A 16,013-nucleotide genomic window follows, 5' to 3' on the forward strand; every position below is an offset into this window, starting at 1 on the left:
GTAGGAGAGAGCAGCGTTCGGGGTGCATTTTGCATATAACGAAAAAAAGTTTGATCGCAAATTTATATGCAACTATACTTGTAGTAAGGGTTTTTCTAAAGGGGGACATTATGGGAGATTCCATTACTGAATTAAGAAGAGGATTAGAAACAGCCTATATTGACGGATCTATCGTTTCGAACGAGAGGTATAGACCACAGTTTATTTCTAATAACTATAAAGAAGGAAAGAAAGTTCTCTCATCTATTGAAGATGAGCTTTCAGTATGCGATTCCTTTAGGATTAGCGTGGCATTTATTACGCTTGGTGGAATAACGCCTCTTTTACTGACGCTTAATGAATTAGAAAAAAAGGGGATTAAAGGAGAAATCCTTACAACGAATTATTTGAATTTCAGCGAACCCAAGGCGCTTGAAAAATTGAATTCTCTTTCGAATATTACCTTGAAAATATATGACTCGGAAAGTTCAGGTGAAGGCTTTCATACAAAGGGATATATTTTTAGAAATGAAGAAGTTTATAGAATAATAATTGGAAGTTCCAACATGACAGGCGGAGCTCTGAAGCAGAACTATGAGTGGAATACTAAGATTGTTTCAACAATAGACGGAGAAGTTTCGAAGCAGATTATTGAAGAGTTTGAGCGACTTTGGGAGTCTCCGTATGCCAGAGATTTTAATGACTTTATTGAAGAGTATAAGCAAAAGTATCAGATAATAAGACATCAGCGTGACATTGCCAAAAAAGAAGAACTTGTTTCGCTTGAAAAATATAGATTAAAACCAAATAGTATGCAGGTAGGATTTATAACAAATCTGCGAAAAATAATCAGCGCGGGAGAGAAAAAAGCTCTTCTTATATCTGCAACCGGAACGGGAAAAACATATGCGTCAGCTTTTGCCATGCGTGAACTTGGCTATAAGAGGGTTCTTTTTCTTGTGCACAGAGGCCAACTTGCCAGACAAACTAAGAAATCATATGAAAAGGTATTTGGGAAGTCTGTGACTATGGGACTTGTTGGAGCAGGAAACAGTGATTATGATGCTGATTTCGTATTTGCGACTGTTCAGACCTTGAATAGAGATGAACATTTGCTTCAATATGCTCCTAATCATTTTGATGCAATCTGTCTCGATGAAGCTCATCATGTTCCTGCGTCAACATATCAGAAGATTATGCATCATTTCACGCCTAAATTATGGCTTGGAATGACAGCTACACCGGATAAACGTGATGATAACGTTGAGGGACGCAATGTATATGAGTTGTTTGAACATCAAATTGCGTATGAGATAAGATTACAGCAGGCTATGGAAGAAGATTTGTTATGCCCGTTTCACTATTTTGGCATAACGGATATTTCTATTATTGGCGATGACAAAAACCGTGATTTTTCTGTATTAACTTGCGATGAGCGAGTAAAGCACATTGTTGAACAGGCCAATTATTACGGATATAGCGGGGACAGAGTAAAAGGATTGATATTCTGTAGTTCTATAAAAGAGTCTGAGGTTCTTTCAGAGAAGATGAATCATACCATCAATCCGGCTACAGGCAAGTATTACAGAACAATAGCGCTTAACGGAAGTGCATCAGACTCAGAGCGAGAAGAAGCGTTTGAAAGATTAGCAATGTATGAAAATGAAAGTGATTCATACACAAACGATAATGGACCGCTTGACTATATTTTGTCTGTGGAAATTCTCAATGAAGGTGTGGATATAGTAGAAGTTAATCAGGTTATAATGCTTAGACCTACACAGTCTCCGATAGTATTTATTCAGCAACTTGGAAGAGGTCTTCGTAAGGCTGATGGAAAAGAATTTGCGGTAATACTGGATTTTATCGGCAATTATAACAATAATTTTATGATACCCATAGCATTGTCTGGTGATAGAACATATAACAAAGACAATATTCGTAGATATGTTATGGAAGGCGGTAAGATTATTCCGGGTGCATCAACAGTGCATTTTGATAAGGTAAGCAAACAAAGAATTTTTGAGTCTATCGATAAGTCTACTTTACGTCTTACGATGCTTAAGGAAAAATATGAGCTGTTAAAAGATAGATTGGGAAGAATACCATCTATCATAGATTTTTATAATTATGGTGAAATTGATCCGATGCTGTTTATCGAATATACAAAAGAATCATATCACTCATTTTTAAAAAGGATTGAACCTTATTACAAGATTCTTTTTTCAAAGGAACAAGAAGAAATGCTTGCCTTTGTCTCGCAGTTTCTTATGAATGGAAAAAGACCGCATGAGTTAATAATTCTCAAGTCGTTGCTGGAAGGAAACCAAGGTGTTATTGACAACATGAGGTTCAAAGAGTCTTTGGAAGCTGTCGGAGGAACATATAGGGAAGAAGATTATGATTCTGCAATGAATATAATTAGCTTATCATGGCTTAACTCAAAGGCAGATAAAACTAAGTATGACCTTGTGGAGTGGATTGATGAAGAAGAGGCAAAAGAGAGAAGGCTTAAAAGAGCAAAAGCTTATGCACAGGCACTTGTAGATAAACAATTTGAAAAGCAATTAAAAGAAACAATTGAATTTGGATTACTTAGGTATAAAGATAATTACAAGGAAGCAGATGAAAATAATCTTGTCCTTTACAGAAAATACTCAAGGAAAGATGTATGCAGAATCTTGAATTGGGAAAAGGATGACAGTTCAACTGTTTACGGCTATAGATATAAATATGGTACTTGTCCGATTTTTGTTACATATAATAAGAATGAAGACATATCAAGCTCTACGAATTATCCTGATCATTTTATAAATGAGCAGTTATTTAATTGGATGACTCGAAGCAGAGTGTCTTTGGAAAGTAAAGAAACTCAGCAGATTATTCATGCAAATGAAAATGGGGAAAAACTATTCTTATTTATAAAGAAGAGTGATGATGAAGGCACGGATTTTTACTATATGGGAGAAGTAACACCTGTATTCTGGCAGCAGACGAGCATTAAAAATGATGAGGGTGAAGCATTGCCAATAATGAATTTTCATTTGCAATTAAAGCAATCTGTCAGAGAGGATTTGTACGAGTATTTATCAAAGTAGTTGAAGGGAGCAAAAATGAAAACCATACGTGTAGTTGCGGCAGTAATAAAAGCAGAAAATGAAGAAGGACAGCCAATAATATTTGCAACCCAGAGGGGATATGGCGAATATAAGGATGGATGGGAATTTCCAGGTGGAAAGATTGAAGAAGGTGAGACACCACAGGAGGCTCTAAAACGAGAAATTCGTGAGGAACTTGATACAGAAATAAGTGTTGGTGAGTTAATTGATACCATCGAATATGATTATCCGGCTTTTCACTTATCAATGGATTGTTTTTGGTCAGACATTCTGAAGGGAAATTTGGTTCTAAATGAACACGAAGCATCAAGATGGCTTACAAAGGAACAACTTGGGGACGTTGATTGGCTTCCGGCGGACATTACATTGATTGATGCAATCAAAGAAGCATTATAGAATTTAACTCCTAACATCTCCTTTTCATAGATAAAATCTATCGATAACTCAATGAAAAATATATTATACCTATCACTGTGGTAGGTATATTATTTTGCCTATAATACTAGCTTGAAGAGGAGATATAAGATGAGTAGTTTACAGACACCGTTCAGATATGATTTTGTTGGAAGCTTTTTGAGACCTAAGGCGCTTAAGGATGCTAAGGCAGCGTTTGCTGAAGGTAAGATTGGCAAGGAAGAACTTGATAAAGTTATCAATGATGAGATCACTAAGGTAGTTGCAAAGCAGAAAGAGCTTGGATTTCAGGTGATAACAGACGGAGAGTTCAGAAGAACCTTCTGGCATCTTGACTTTATGTGGGGCTTTGAAGGCGTAGAGCATAAGGCTACCGGCAAAGGAGTTGAGTTTAACGGTGAGCTGGCTGTTCTTGATGATACATATCTTGTTGGTAAGATCAAAGCAAAGGCGCATCCTTTTGTGGAATATTACAAGTTCCTTAAGCAGTTCGAGGATGAGAACACTGTCGCGAAGTATACAATTCCTGCACCTGCGCAGACTTTCCAGCAGATGATCGTGCCTGCGAACTTTGAGACAACAAGGAAGTTCTATTCTACAAACGATGAACTTATTGAAGATATCGCAAAGGCATATCGTGATGTTATAAAGCAGTTCTACGATGCGGGATGCCGTAATCTTCAGCTTGATGACTGCACATGGGGCGCGATTGTCGGCGATGCGGCTAAGCAGCGCTATAAGTCACTCGGAATAGATCTTGAGGAGGTAAAAGAGCAGCTCCTTAGAGTGAACAATCTTTCACTCGAAGGAAAGCCTGCCGACATGGTGATCAATTCACATATCTGCAGAGGCAATTACCACTCAACATATTTCACCAGCGGACCTTATGATACCGTTGCTGATTATGTGTTTGCAAAAGAGAATGTGAATGCGCTTTTCCTTGAGTATGATGATGAGAGATCCGGTGGATTTGCTCCGCTTTCCAAGGTTTCTGATGATAAGAAAGTTGTTCTTGGTCTTATCACAACAAAAACACCTGCGCTTGAAGATAAGCAGAAAGTTATTGAGAGAATTCATGAAGCTGCAAAATATGTTCCTCTCGACAGACTTTGCCTGAGCCCGCAGTGCGGTTTTGCTTCCTGCGAGATAGGCAATAAGCTTACGGAAGAAGAGCAGTGGGCAAAGCTCAAGCTTGTTAAAGAGATTGCAGAAGAAGTGTGGGGATAACGCTTTCATAAAAAGTGTGCGGTTTTGATAATGTTTCAAAAACGCACACGTTTTTTATAATTACTCTACAACTGTGAAGCTGATCGGTGTTGCAGCTTCATAATTCTTCCAATATTCTTTGAATTCTTTTTCGCTGCCTGTGAAATCTTTTGTATCAGCTTCATCAAGACTGTTGGTCTCTCTTAAAAATCCTAAATATGTATCACCGTCTTTAGTGATGTGATCCTTTATCATAAGACCGTCGCCGTCAGGATTTAAGAAAAGTGACTCGTAGCAATCCGTATAGCACGCATATACCATATCGTTTCCTGTCGCTATCGGATACTCTTTTTCACAGGAAAAAGCATTACCGATATTCTTAACTATGCCATTTACTTCGCCATAAAAAGCTACCTCTACTCCATGCTTCTCAGCGTCAACTGAATCTGTAATTGCAAGAACCTCGCCGTTGTAACCTTTAATCTTTATCTTTGTATATCCCTGGCCTTTTGTAAGATAAGAAATTATCTCATCATAACTCTTAAACTTATCCTTTTTTGACGCTTCCTCAACAAATGAGCTTGGCATAAAATCATCGTCTGCAGCATTATCCTCCGCTATCTCGTCAGCCGATGCCTCATCATCCGATCCTGTTTCAGCATCCGCTGTTTCCGGTTCATCTGCTTCAGGCTCGGCTACCTCTGCTGTCTCTGTCGGCTCCCCTGCGTCTTCGGATGTGCCAATCCCCGCGCATCCCGTAAATGTCAGCATTCCTGCCATAACTAAATAAGCAATTCTTTTTTTCATTTCTTTTTACTCCTCTTCCCTGTTAAAAAAATGTAAATATTGTAAAATGACAAATAAATAATATCACACATTTGTGTTCTATCTGCGTATTTTATATTGTTTTATAAATTTACAGATTATTCTCGCCCCATCTTTTTAATTCGAGAAGAATAGGGATTAGGCTCTTGGTTTTTTTAGTAAGACTATATTCAACCCTCACAGGCATCTCATCATACTGCTTTCTCTCAACTAGGCCGTCCGCTTCAAGTTCTTTTAATGAATTGGCCAGCATCGTATTGGTGATTCCGTGTATTGAACGGCTCAATTCTCCGTATCTGACAACTTCATTCTTGTCGATGACGCATAAGATCATAATTTTCCACTTACCGCCGACGGTATCAATAACCTTTTTTAATCCGCAACCTTTTCCTGCGATATCTTCACATAATAGCTCATGATTCTCTTTTTTTCTCATAGTATACTTTTCCTTACCAGATAACTAATAACTGCGTACTTGATATAAAAATTATACCACATATAATAAAAGCATCGAGCAGGAAAAACAAGTAGATTTTGAGATAAGGAGATTCATTATGAGAAAGGCTGCTGTTGATACAAACAGATGTGTAGCCTGCGGAGTATGCGCGTTGCAATGTCCGAGGGAAGCGATTGACATTTATAGAGGCATTTATGCGGTTGTTGATGTTTCTAAATGCGTGGGATGCGGTATATGCGAAAAAGCTTGTCCGGCAGGATCTGTAAAAGTAGTGGAGGTGCAAGATGGTATTAAATAAGAAAAAGCAATGGTACGACTATCTTTGGATATGGACGATCATTTATTTTGCACTCGGATTCTTTAATATCTTATTTGCCTGGCTTGGAATGATCGATTTCATACTTCCTCTTATCTTTGCGATAGTCGGTGGAAATAAATGGTTTTGTAATCACATGTGCGGCAGAGGTCAGCTTTTCTGGGTACTTGGAAGGAATCTTAAGTGCTCACGAAAAAAGCCGGCGCCTAAGTGGATTTCCTCAAAGTGGTTCAGGTATGGATTCCTCACATTTTTTATGACAATGTTTGGAACTATGATATTTCAGACCTATCTTGTGTTCTCGGGAGCGGAGTCCCTTAAGAAAGTAGTAAAGCTCTTTTGGACATTTAAAGTACCATGGAAATGGGCGTATAATGGAAGTGTCTTCCCCGATTGGGTGGCGCAGTTCGGATTTGGCTTTTACAGCCTTATGCTGACATCCACTCTGATAGGACTGATAGTGATGGCAATGTACAAAGAGAGAACCTGGTGTTCTTTCTGTCCAATGGGAACAATGACACAGGGCATTTGCAAGATAAAGGCAAAGAAAGGTATGGAGAATTTATGACATTAGAAGAAAGAGCTGAGAGGGCTGTGGAGCTTAAGAATTCGGGAAAGTATAACTGCGCGCAGGCAGTGACTGCGGCTTTGGCAGATCAGACAGGACTTACGGAGGAACAGCTCAAACAGGTATCTGCCGGATTCTGTGCGGGAATGGGCAATCTTGAAGCAACCTGTGGAGCCTTGATTGGTGCAGGAATGATAGCAGGCCTCAAGACAGAAGGCAAAGGAACTCTTGGAGTTACAAAGCAGATTCAGGAAGAGTTTGGCAAAAGATGCGGTGCATTAAAATGCAAAGATCTAAAGACCGTCACAGACGGTAAACCGCTGTGCCCCTGCGAAGACTGCGTTAGAAATGCGGTTATGATCTATGGCGAGATAATGGGCCTGAAATAGGGAGAAAAAGAGTATGAGAAATACTATGAAAACTATTTATCTGCAACGCCTATAGATTTTACACCTGTAGATTGAGGAAAAGGATAAAGATAATGTATAAGAATATTGACATGACAACATATCCGAGGAAGGAGCATTTCGATCATTTTCGCAATATGGAATATCCGTTTGTGACGATGACGGTTCAGGTTGATATCTCGGATTGGATAAAAAGGCTTAAAGAAGCGAAATATTCTCTTTTCCTTTGTTTCCAGTATGCGGTTGCGCGCGCGGCCAACAGTGTTCCGGAGTTTAGGCAAAGGATTGAGGGAGATGGAATCATAGAATACGATTATTGCAATCCTTCATATACTGTGGCGCTTCCTGATGAGACATACAGATATTGCATGGTTAACACCAATCAGCCGCTTAATGACTATCTTGCGGAGGCCAAGATAAAGCAGGATAAAGCTCTTAATGCGGAGCATTTGGAGGAAGAGGGAGAAGCTCGAAGCCACCTGTTTACATCTTGTGTTCCGTGGCAGGATTTTACAGGGGGAACTATGCCTTATCCCGATTCGAAATTCTCAATACCGAATGTTGTCTGGGGAAAATACAAGACGGAGAAGTATCTTGCACTTGAAGACGGCAAAGTTACAGAAAAAGAAAAGACAACCATACCTGTAGTTGTTTTTGTAAATCATGCGATTATTGACGGTTTGCATATATCCAAGTTCTATGCGAACCTGGATGCGGAACTTTCCAGAATGCAATTTAAGTAGTTTATTAGAATGTAGTTTTTAAAGGAAACAGTAATTGAAAAAGAAAGAGTGATCATCCGGTAAAGGGTAATCACTCTTTTTTTCTTAAGTGTTTTTTCTTTTAGCCTCGAGAATTATCATATCTTTCCGTTCGCCGTCGGTACATTCGACGTCATGTAAAATCATGCATGGGAGCATTCCTGCTTTTATGTGAATAACAAGTGAGGGAATATTGTCACAAAAGATACTGCTGATTATCCTGTCGACTTCGAATTTTTCAAAGCCGAGTTCCATACTAAGCTGCGCGGTTTCTTTTCCGTATCCTTTTCCGATGGTATCATCTTCGCCGATGAACAGGCCGTATTCAATCTGTCTGTCGGAAAGCTTGTAATCTTTAAAAACAACGGAACCGATAGCGCGGTCATTGTTGTTAAGTTCGCATATCATGTATTGGAATACGTTTTTGGTCTGTACTTGCTCTTTGTAGTATTTCTGCTGAGCTTCGAGAGAGAATTTTTCGCGGTAAACATAGCGTTCTCTCACTCTTTCGTTATTTCTCCATTCAACGATTTTTTCACAATCATCGATTTTCATTTTCCTGAGGCCGATTGTCTTCCCTACGATGTCGTATTTCAATTTATGTCTACCTCCATAATTTACAATGGTAACACGTAATAAGGTGTCGGTAAAGGATTTTGCAAACTTCCCGATAATTGCGATATTGGCTTAACATGTTGTAAAATTGATGATTATATGGTATTTTTCATTAGGAATTTACTGGGAGAAGTTGATTGTATGAAAGAATGGTTTGCTAAACTGGCTGAGGATTTCAGTCGTTGTTTCATTGAGGAAAACAGATACATGATGCTTATAGACGGTATCGGAGTGACTGTTAAGGTATCGCTCGTTGCCGTTGTTATAGGTATTTTGATAGGTTTTTTGATCGCTATGTGCAATATGTCTTCTAATAAAATACTGAAGACTATCGGCACAATATATACGGATGTCATAAGAGGAACACCTTCCGTTACACAGCTTATGATTATCTATTTCGTTGTATTTGCAAGCGTTCGCTGGCCCAAGTGGATCATCGCGGCGATCGCATTCGGAATAAATTCGGGTGCGTATGTTTCGGAGATTGTCCGCGCAGGTATTCAGTCGATCGATAAAGGGCAAACCGAAGCGGGCAGATCGCTTGGTCTCAACGCAAGACAGACACTTATGGGAATCGTTGTTCCACAGGCTATCAAGAATATTTTTCCCGCACTTTGCAATGAGTTTATCGTTCTTATAAAAGAAACCGCCATCGTCGGATATGTTGGCCTTATGGACATTCAGAAGGCGGGCGATTTCATAAAGAGTTCTACATTCCTGGCATTTATGCCTTTGATCGGAACGGCCGTAATCTATTATGTTCTGATCAAGCTGCTGACACTTGCACTTAAGAGAGTTGAGAATACTCTTCGTAAGTCTGATGTACGATGAGGAGAATGCCATGAGTGATATGATTGAAGTAAAGAATCTTAAAAAGAAATTTGAGAATTTAGAAGTTTTAAATGGCATCACCACTTCCATCAAGCAGGGAGAAGTGGTAGTTGTCATCGGTCCCTCAGGTTCAGGTAAGAGCACGTTTTTGCGTTGTCTCAATCAGCTTGAGGAGATCTCCGAGGGAGAGGTTTTCCTTGATGGGCAAAAGATAAATGACCCGGCGACGGATATCAACAAGATCCGCCAGAAGATGGGAATGGTATTCCAGCATTTCAATCTTTTTCCACATATGACTATCATTGATAATATCACCTATGCACCGGTCAAGCTCGGTAAGATGACTAAGCCCGATGCACAGAAGAAGGCACTTGAGTTACTTGAGAGAGTCGGCCTTGCAGAAAAAGCCGGCAATTATCCCGTTCAGCTTTCCGGCGGACAGAAGCAGCGTGTTGCTATTGCAAGAGCGCTTGCGATGGAACCGGAAGTAATGCTTTTTGATGAACCTACATCAGCACTTGACCCCGAGATGGTAGGAGAAGTTCTTGATGTTATGAAGAGACTTGCAGAGACAGGAATGACGATGGTTATCGTTACTCACGAGATGGGATTTGCAAGGGAAGTTGCTAACAGAGTTCTTTTCATGGATGAGGGAGTCATCATGGAGGAAGGAACTCCGGAACAGATATTCAGCCACCCGACCTGCGACAGAGCAAAGTTGTTCTTGAGTAAGGTCTTATAAATACAAAGGCAAAAAGGGAGATAAAAATGAAAAAGAGAATATTGTCAGTTGCACTTATTTTGGTAATGGGTGTCCTTGCACTCACAGGATGCGGTTCTTCGTCTTCAGACAAGATCGTGTTTGGAACAAATGCGGAATTCCCGCCTTTTGAGTTCAAATCAACAAACGGTGTTATTGATGGTTATGACGGAATCGACATGGCTATCGCAGCCAAGATCGGTGAGAATGCAGGAAAAGAAGTTGAGATTGCCAACATGGAATTTGATTCACTTCTTGTTGCCATTCAGAACGGTCAGATCGATGCCGCTATCGCAGGTATGACAGCTACGGAAGAGAGAGCTAAGACAGTTGATTTCTCAACTCCTTACTATACAGCAACACAGGTTATGGTTGTAAAAGAGGGTTCTGATATCAAGACTGCCGCAGATATGGAAGGTAAATCAATCGCGGTTGTTCAGGGATATACAGGTGAGACTGTTGTAAAAGATCTCGGATATCAGTACGAAGCATTCAAGAAAGGAACAGAGTGCATCCTTGAGCTTGTAAACGGTAAATGTGATGTGGTTGTTATTGATTCAGCAACTGCAAAAGATTATGTCGGAGACAACGAAGGTCTTGTTATCGTAGAAGATCCGAGTGCTTTTGAGTCTGAGGAATATGCTATCGCAGTTAAGAAGGGTAACACAGAGCTTCTTAATACTATCAACGAAGCAATCGATAAGATGCTCGCTGACGGAACAATTTCAGAGTTTGCAGCAAAGTATGCCGATGCTGAATAAAGAATTTTAGATGATCACAGGGCTGTCGCTATAGCGGCAGCCCTGTTTGTCTAAGTAGATATTTATGTCATATCTGTGAGTTTTCCGTGTTTCTCATATCTTGTGATGCGCGCTGGTTTGTTGGATTCATCCACAAATACTACGGTAGGTTTGTGAGTCTTGGCTTCCTGTGAATCAATTGTGCAGTAGGACATGATTATCACATTGTCGCCGACGCACACTTGCCTGGCGGCCGCGCCGTTAAGGCATATCATTCCGCTTCCCGCTTCTCCTGCAATGGTATATGTCTCGAAGCGGTTTCCGTTCTGCACATCGACAATCTGAACCTGTTCATATTCAAGGATTCCCGCAGCTTCCATAAGAGAGCTGTCGATGGTGATACTTCCTATATAATCAAGCTCGGCGTGAGTTACGGTCGCACGATGAATTTTTCCTTTTAACATGGTTATATTCATATGCACATCCTTCCTCATCAGGCCAAAGAGTCAACGAAGAAATTGTCGATGAGTCTTGTCTTTCCTATATAAACAGCAAGTGCTGTAAGGATAGGACCTTCGATCGTTTCAACGGGCTGAAGTTTTTCAGAATCTACAAGTTCTACATAATCAATCTTGGCAAGAGGCTCGGATTCGATTATCTCTTTGATAGCAGCGATAACTTTCTTTGCGCTTTTTTCACCGCTTCGGACCATTTCTTCGCCCTTTGTAAGTGCTTTGTGAAGGATTAGAGCGGCGCTTCTTTCTGCCTGATTCAGATAGGTGTTCCTTGAGCTCTTGGCAAGTCCGTCTTTTTCCCTTATGATGGGGCAGCCGATAATCTCTATGTTGTAGTTGAGGTCGGAAACCATCTTACGAACAATTGCAAGCTGCTGATAATCTTTTTCTCCAAAGTATGCTCTGTCTGCCTCTGCAATGTTGAAAAGCTTGGTCACGACTGTGCATACACCGTTAAAGTGCGTGGGGCGGCTCCTTCCGCAGAGCCCCTTGGAAAGTGTATTTACGCCGACATGTGAGAAGAACGTATCGCCATACATCTCAGCCGGTTCGGGATGGAAGATAAGATCGGCGCCAAGTCCGTCGCATAGCTTGCAATCGGCTTCGAAGTCTCTGGGATAAGTTGCAAGATCTTCATTTGCACCGAACTGGATCGGGTTTACGAAGTCACTTACGATTACCTTGTCATTTTCTGCAACGGCTCTTTTTATAAGGCTTGCGTGACCTTCATGAAGATAGCCCATTGTAGGAACAAGTCCTATGGAGTAGCCTGCTTTCTTCCATTCTTTTACATGTTCTTTTACTTCATCTATTGTTTCTGTAATTATCATTTGATTGTCCTCTCTATGATGCTTTATGTGTTTTTGATAAATAATCAGATTGCACGTGCTTCATCATGTATTGCGAAATCAGGAGCGATAGCGCTTATAACATCATCATCAATTGCAAAAGAATGTTCTTTTGAAGGGTATTCGCCCGCTTTCACAGCTTCATCGTAAGCACTGAAAGCTTCCTTCATTTCTTTTCCAATCTGTGCGAACTGCTTTACGAACTTGGGCTTGATACCTTCGAACATGCCAAGCATATCCTGATAAACAAGTACCTGTCCGTCGCATCCGGCACCTGCGCCTATTCCGATCGTAGGAATGGTCAGACGTTTTGTTATAAGTGTTGCAAGTTTTTCGGGAATACATTCGAGAACTACCATGAATGCGCCGGCTTTCTCTACTGCGAGTGCATCTTCGAGAATTTGCTTTGCCTGCGCTTCGTTTTTGCCTTGTACTTTGAAACCGCCGAAGGCATTGACGGACTGAGGAGTCAGTCCAAGATGTGCGACCACGGGAATGTCCGCTTTGGTGATTGCTTCAATCTGTTCACAGACCTTAGTTCCGCCTTCAAGCTTGACAGCCTGCGCGTGGCCTTCTTTCATGAGTCTGCCGGCATTCATTACGGCATCATAGATTGACGTCTGATATGACATAAAGGGCATATCAGCGATTAGGAAGGTGTTCTTTAAACCTCTTGAAACGGCTGCGGTATGATGGATCATGTCTTCCATGGTGACGGGAAGAGTGTCGTCATAACCGAGCATGGTCATTCCGAGAGAGTCGCCTATCAGCACTGTGTCTACGCCTGCCGCCTCCATAAGGCATGCGGTAGTGTAGTCGTAGCATGTGAGCATGCTGATTCTACGGCCTTCCAACTTTTGTTGTTGTAACGTCGTTACTGTCTTCTTCATTTTTTTACCTCTTTTCCATACAAGCCTTGATCGTTCAAGGTCTCATTGTTTTAGGGCTTCGATGTAACTATATCAGACATGAGTTGCATATTCCAGCATTAATTGTCCGGATATAACCGTAACCTATCAGGAGATATAAAGATTAGCTATCGAAAAACCTATTGACCTAATAGGTAATTGGAAGTAATATTTGTTCAGTGATTACGAAACGGACCCGTTAAAAAATCTGACAGTAAAGTTCAATTGGAAAATTTAAGTTTTGAGGAGAGTAACATTATGAAAAAGAACAATTTGAAAAAAATATTAGCTGCAACACTTACACTTGCACTTGGAGCAGCAACACTTACAGGATGCGGTTCCGCTTCTGCTAAAGATAGTTCTGCAGAGCAGACAAGCAGCGAAGCTCCTGCAGCACAGGAACAGAGCACAGACAAAGTATACAGAACACTTGATGAGATCAAGGAGAGTGGCGAGATCAACATCGGAGTTTTCTCAGATAAGAACCCCTTCGGATATGTTGATGAGAACGGTGAATATCAGGGATATGATGTTTACTTCGCAAATAAACTTGGCGAAGACCTCGGTGTAAAGATCAACTTCGTATCAACAGAGGCGGCAAGCAGAGTTGAATACCTTGAGACAGGTAAGGTTGATATCGTACTTGCAAATTTCACGGTTACAGAAGAAAGAGCAGAAAAAGTTGACTTCGCACTTCCTTATATGAATGTAGCTCTCGGAGTTGTATCTCCCAAAGCAAATGTAATTAAGGACCTCAGTGAGATCAAGCCTGACGATCAGGTTATCGTTATCTCAGGAACAACAGCAGAGACATATCTTGAAAAGAACTATCCCGACATCAAGCTCCAGAAGTTTGATACATATGCAACAGCAAAGACTTCTTTTGAAAACGGAACAGGCGTAGCTTGGGCAAATGACAATACAGAGGTTATTGCATATGCAATCGAGAATGAGGGATATGAAGTAGGTATTCCTTCACTCGGAAGCCAGGATACTATCGCACCTGCAGTATCTAAGGGCAACACAACACTTCTTGACTGGATCAACGGTGAGATCGAGACACTTGGAAAAGAGAACTTCTTCCATGCAGATTATGAGGCAACTCTTATCGATACATACGGCAAAGATTATGAGGAAACACTCGTAGTTGAGGGCGGAAAGGTCGCCGATGCCGCAGAAGCTTCATCTGACGCTTCATCAGCTTCTTCAGAGGATGCAGGCGCAGCAGCTTCAGATGCAGAAGCTTCAACAGAGGCTTCATCTGCACAGTGAAGTACATGAATTAAATTGCAGAAATCCGCACCGGTTGCGGATTTTGTAAGAACATGATTCAAGATATCATAACCGGTAACATAAATGAGGGAGAGCTTGCGGGCTCTCCCAATACTTGTTTTTAAAAGGAAACACAACATGAACTTAGACGTTATTATTTCCTATATTCCACTATATATAGAAGCATTTTTCTTAACGATAAGGATCGGATGGCTTGGTATATTGTTTGCGTTGGCCATAGGACTTGTTGTCGCATTTATCATGCACTTTAAGATTCCGTTTCTGTCTGGGATAGCGCTTGTGTATATCGAGCTTTTCAGAAATACACCGCTTCTTGTGCAGCTTTTTTTCATATACTTCGGACTTCCGAAAGTAGGGCTGTCGATATCTGCGGAGACGTGCGGATTTGTCGGGCTTGGGCTTCTTGGCGGAAGTTACATGGCTGAAGTATTTAGGAGCGGACTTGAGAGCGTGCCGAATTCACAGACAGAGAGCGCGCTCGCACTTGGATTATCAAGGAAACAGCTCTTTTTATCGGTAATACTGCCGCAGGCAATCTCGCAGAGCGTTCCGGGAATACTGGCAAATGTCATTTTCCTTCTCAAAGAGACAAGTGTCTTTTCTGCGATAAGCCTTATGGACCTTATGTTTACGGCAAAAGACCTGATAGGACTTTACTACGATACGAAGGAAGCGCTGTTCCTGCTGGTTATTTTCTATATAATAATGCTGCTTCCCGTTTCGGTGATAGGAAGCTTTATTGAGAAAAAGGCAAGATTTAGGACGTTAGGAGTGTGAGCATATGGGATTTGAAGTTTTATTAAAAGGAAATAATATGATAAGGCTCCTGACGGGACTTGCAGTTTCGCTGAAGATAAGTTTTATATCCGTTGCGATAAGTATTGTGCTTGGAGTTATACTTGGAATTTTGATGGCATTCAAGAACCCTGTAATTACGGTGATCACAAGAGTGTATCTTGAGATTGTAAGGATAATGCCGCAGATGGTGCTTCTTTTCATCGTGTACTTCGGGACCACGAAAGCACTGGGAATCAATCTGGAGGCAGAGACGGCTGCCGTCATCGTGTTCTCGTTCTGGGGAACGGCTGAGATGGCGGACCTTGTTCGAGGCGCACTTCTGAGCATACCTGTGATTCAGTACGAAAGCAGCATATCGCTTGGACTTAACAGATTTCAGACGTACAGATATGTTATCGTGCCGCAGATCATAAGGCGCATGATACCGCTGTCGATAAACCTGATCACGAGAATGATAAAGACTACGAGCCTTGTTATGATGATAGGAATCGTAGAGGTGCTCAAAGTTGGACAGCAGATAATCGAGGCAAACAGGAAAGCATCGCCCACGGCGGCGTTTGGAATATTCCTTGTAATATTTTTGCTGTACTTTATGGCATGCTGGCCGATCAGTATGCTTTCAAGATATTTAGAGAAGAAATGGGAGAACTGAT

The 16,013-nt window shown here is 41.0% G+C and carries 19 protein-coding genes; 13 read left to right on the forward strand and 6 right to left on the reverse strand.

Going from position 1 to position 16,013, the window contains the following annotated elements; genetic code table 11:
- The first annotated feature begins 110 nt into the window (after positions 1 to 110).
- From G628_RS0103240 to G628_RS0103250, 3 genes are all read left to right on the forward strand, one after another.
- Positions 111 to 3,077, forward strand: a complete 2,967-nt coding sequence (locus tag G628_RS0103240; RefSeq protein ID WP_034500596.1) for a DUF3427 domain-containing protein — start codon at positions 111 to 113, stop codon at positions 3,075 to 3,077.
- 15 nt (positions 3,078 to 3,092) lie between these two features.
- Entirely contained in the window at positions 3,093 to 3,494 is a 402-nt protein-coding gene (locus tag G628_RS0103245; protein ID WP_026656021.1) for a (deoxy)nucleoside triphosphate pyrophosphohydrolase, read from the forward strand.
- 129 nt (positions 3,495 to 3,623) lie between these two features.
- Complete coding sequence (locus G628_RS0103250; protein WP_027208436.1) at positions 3,624 to 4,739, forward strand: 5-methyltetrahydropteroyltriglutamate--homocysteine S-methyltransferase; 1,116 nt, start codon at positions 3,624 to 3,626, stop codon at positions 4,737 to 4,739.
- Between the two features lie 60 nt (positions 4,740 to 4,799).
- Here the strand turns inward: G628_RS0103250 and G628_RS0103255 are convergent, their stop codons facing one another.
- Entirely contained in the window at positions 4,800 to 5,525 is a 726-nt protein-coding gene (locus tag G628_RS0103255; RefSeq protein ID WP_027208437.1) for a hypothetical protein, read from the reverse strand.
- A gap of 109 nt (positions 5,526 to 5,634) precedes the next feature.
- The gene (locus tag G628_RS0103260) at positions 5,635 to 5,979 is read right to left on the reverse strand and encodes a winged helix-turn-helix transcriptional regulator (protein WP_027208438.1); all 345 of its coding nucleotides are present in this window, start codon (positions 5,977 to 5,979) and stop codon (positions 5,635 to 5,637) included.
- A gap of 118 nt (positions 5,980 to 6,097) precedes the next feature.
- Between G628_RS0103260 and G628_RS0103265 the strand changes: the two genes are divergently transcribed.
- The 4 genes from G628_RS0103265 to G628_RS0103280 all read left to right on the forward strand — a co-directional run bounded on the left by G628_RS0103265 (position 6,098) and on the right by G628_RS0103280 (position 8,034).
- Entirely contained in the window at positions 6,098 to 6,298 is a 201-nt protein-coding gene (locus G628_RS0103265) for a 4Fe-4S binding protein (RefSeq protein WP_026656017.1), read from the forward strand.
- Complete coding sequence (locus G628_RS0103270) at positions 6,285 to 6,884, forward strand: 4Fe-4S binding protein (protein WP_027208439.1); 600 nt, start codon at positions 6,285 to 6,287, stop codon at positions 6,882 to 6,884. Before G628_RS0103265 ends, G628_RS0103270 begins: the two co-directional genes overlap by 14 nt.
- Positions 6,881 to 7,273, forward strand: a complete 393-nt coding sequence (locus G628_RS0103275; RefSeq protein ID WP_027208440.1) for a C-GCAxxG-C-C family protein — start codon at positions 6,881 to 6,883, stop codon at positions 7,271 to 7,273. The genes G628_RS0103270 and G628_RS0103275 overlap by 4 nt, the downstream gene beginning before the upstream one ends.
- A 92-nt stretch (positions 7,274 to 7,365) precedes the next feature.
- Complete coding sequence (locus tag G628_RS0103280) at positions 7,366 to 8,034, forward strand: CatA-like O-acetyltransferase (RefSeq protein ID WP_051199003.1); 669 nt, start codon at positions 7,366 to 7,368, stop codon at positions 8,032 to 8,034.
- Positions 8,035 to 8,118: 84 nt separating this feature from the next.
- On the opposite strand, the gene G628_RS0103285 is transcribed toward G628_RS0103280, so the two are convergent.
- A complete protein-coding gene (locus tag G628_RS0103285) occupies positions 8,119 to 8,649 on the reverse strand; it encodes a GNAT family N-acetyltransferase (protein ID WP_026656014.1) in 531 nt (176 codons plus the stop codon).
- 159 nt (positions 8,650 to 8,808) lie between these two features.
- Here G628_RS0103285 and G628_RS0103290 point away from each other — a divergent pair, with 159 nt between their 5' ends.
- The 3 genes from G628_RS0103290 to G628_RS0103300 are packed head-to-tail and all read left to right on the forward strand — an operon-like array spanning position 8,809 to position 11,019.
- The gene (locus tag G628_RS0103290) at positions 8,809 to 9,498 is read left to right on the forward strand and encodes an amino acid ABC transporter permease (RefSeq protein WP_034500597.1); all 690 of its coding nucleotides are present in this window, start codon (positions 8,809 to 8,811) and stop codon (positions 9,496 to 9,498) included.
- 10 nt (positions 9,499 to 9,508) lie between these two features.
- Entirely contained in the window at positions 9,509 to 10,240 is a 732-nt protein-coding gene (locus G628_RS0103295; RefSeq protein WP_278246531.1) for an amino acid ABC transporter ATP-binding protein, read from the forward strand.
- Positions 10,241 to 10,266: 26 nt separating this feature from the next.
- Complete coding sequence (locus G628_RS0103300; protein WP_026667117.1) at positions 10,267 to 11,019, forward strand: basic amino acid ABC transporter substrate-binding protein; 753 nt, start codon at positions 10,267 to 10,269, stop codon at positions 11,017 to 11,019.
- Between the two features lie 62 nt (positions 11,020 to 11,081).
- Here G628_RS0103300 and panD read toward each other — a convergent pair whose 3' ends face one another.
- Genes panD through panB form a run of 3 tightly spaced genes read right to left on the reverse strand, consistent with a single transcriptional unit; the run spans position 11,082 to position 13,251 of the window.
- Positions 11,082 to 11,474 (reverse strand): aspartate 1-decarboxylase, encoded by a 393-nt coding sequence (panD, locus tag G628_RS0103305; RefSeq protein ID WP_026656010.1) that lies wholly within the window; start codon positions 11,472 to 11,474, stop codon positions 11,082 to 11,084.
- 17 nt (positions 11,475 to 11,491) lie between these two features.
- Positions 11,492 to 12,343: a pantoate--beta-alanine ligase gene (gene panC, locus G628_RS0103310; protein WP_026667118.1), complete on the reverse strand. Its 852-nt coding sequence runs from the start codon at positions 12,341 to 12,343 to the stop codon at positions 11,492 to 11,494.
- A gap of 44 nt (positions 12,344 to 12,387) precedes the next feature.
- A complete protein-coding gene (gene panB, locus G628_RS16275) occupies positions 12,388 to 13,251 on the reverse strand; it encodes a 3-methyl-2-oxobutanoate hydroxymethyltransferase (protein WP_051199004.1) in 864 nt (287 codons plus the stop codon).
- Between the two features lie 276 nt (positions 13,252 to 13,527).
- Here panB and G628_RS16280 point away from each other — a divergent pair, with 276 nt between their 5' ends.
- From G628_RS16280 to G628_RS0103330, 3 genes are all read left to right on the forward strand, one after another.
- The gene (locus tag G628_RS16280) at positions 13,528 to 14,541 is read left to right on the forward strand and encodes a transporter substrate-binding domain-containing protein (RefSeq protein WP_081670539.1); all 1,014 of its coding nucleotides are present in this window, start codon (positions 13,528 to 13,530) and stop codon (positions 14,539 to 14,541) included.
- Positions 14,542 to 14,679: 138 nt separating this feature from the next.
- The gene (locus tag G628_RS0103325) at positions 14,680 to 15,339 is read left to right on the forward strand and encodes an amino acid ABC transporter permease (protein ID WP_026667119.1); all 660 of its coding nucleotides are present in this window, start codon (positions 14,680 to 14,682) and stop codon (positions 15,337 to 15,339) included.
- A 4-nt stretch (positions 15,340 to 15,343) separates the two neighbouring features.
- Entirely contained in the window at positions 15,344 to 16,012 is a 669-nt protein-coding gene (locus G628_RS0103330) for an amino acid ABC transporter permease (RefSeq protein WP_027208443.1), read from the forward strand.
- Position 16,013 lies beyond the last annotated feature (1 nt).

It is taken from the genome of Butyrivibrio hungatei NK4A153, assembly GCF_000424465.1.
Classification (GTDB): Bacteria; Bacillota; Clostridia; order Lachnospirales; family Lachnospiraceae; genus Butyrivibrio; species Butyrivibrio hungatei_A.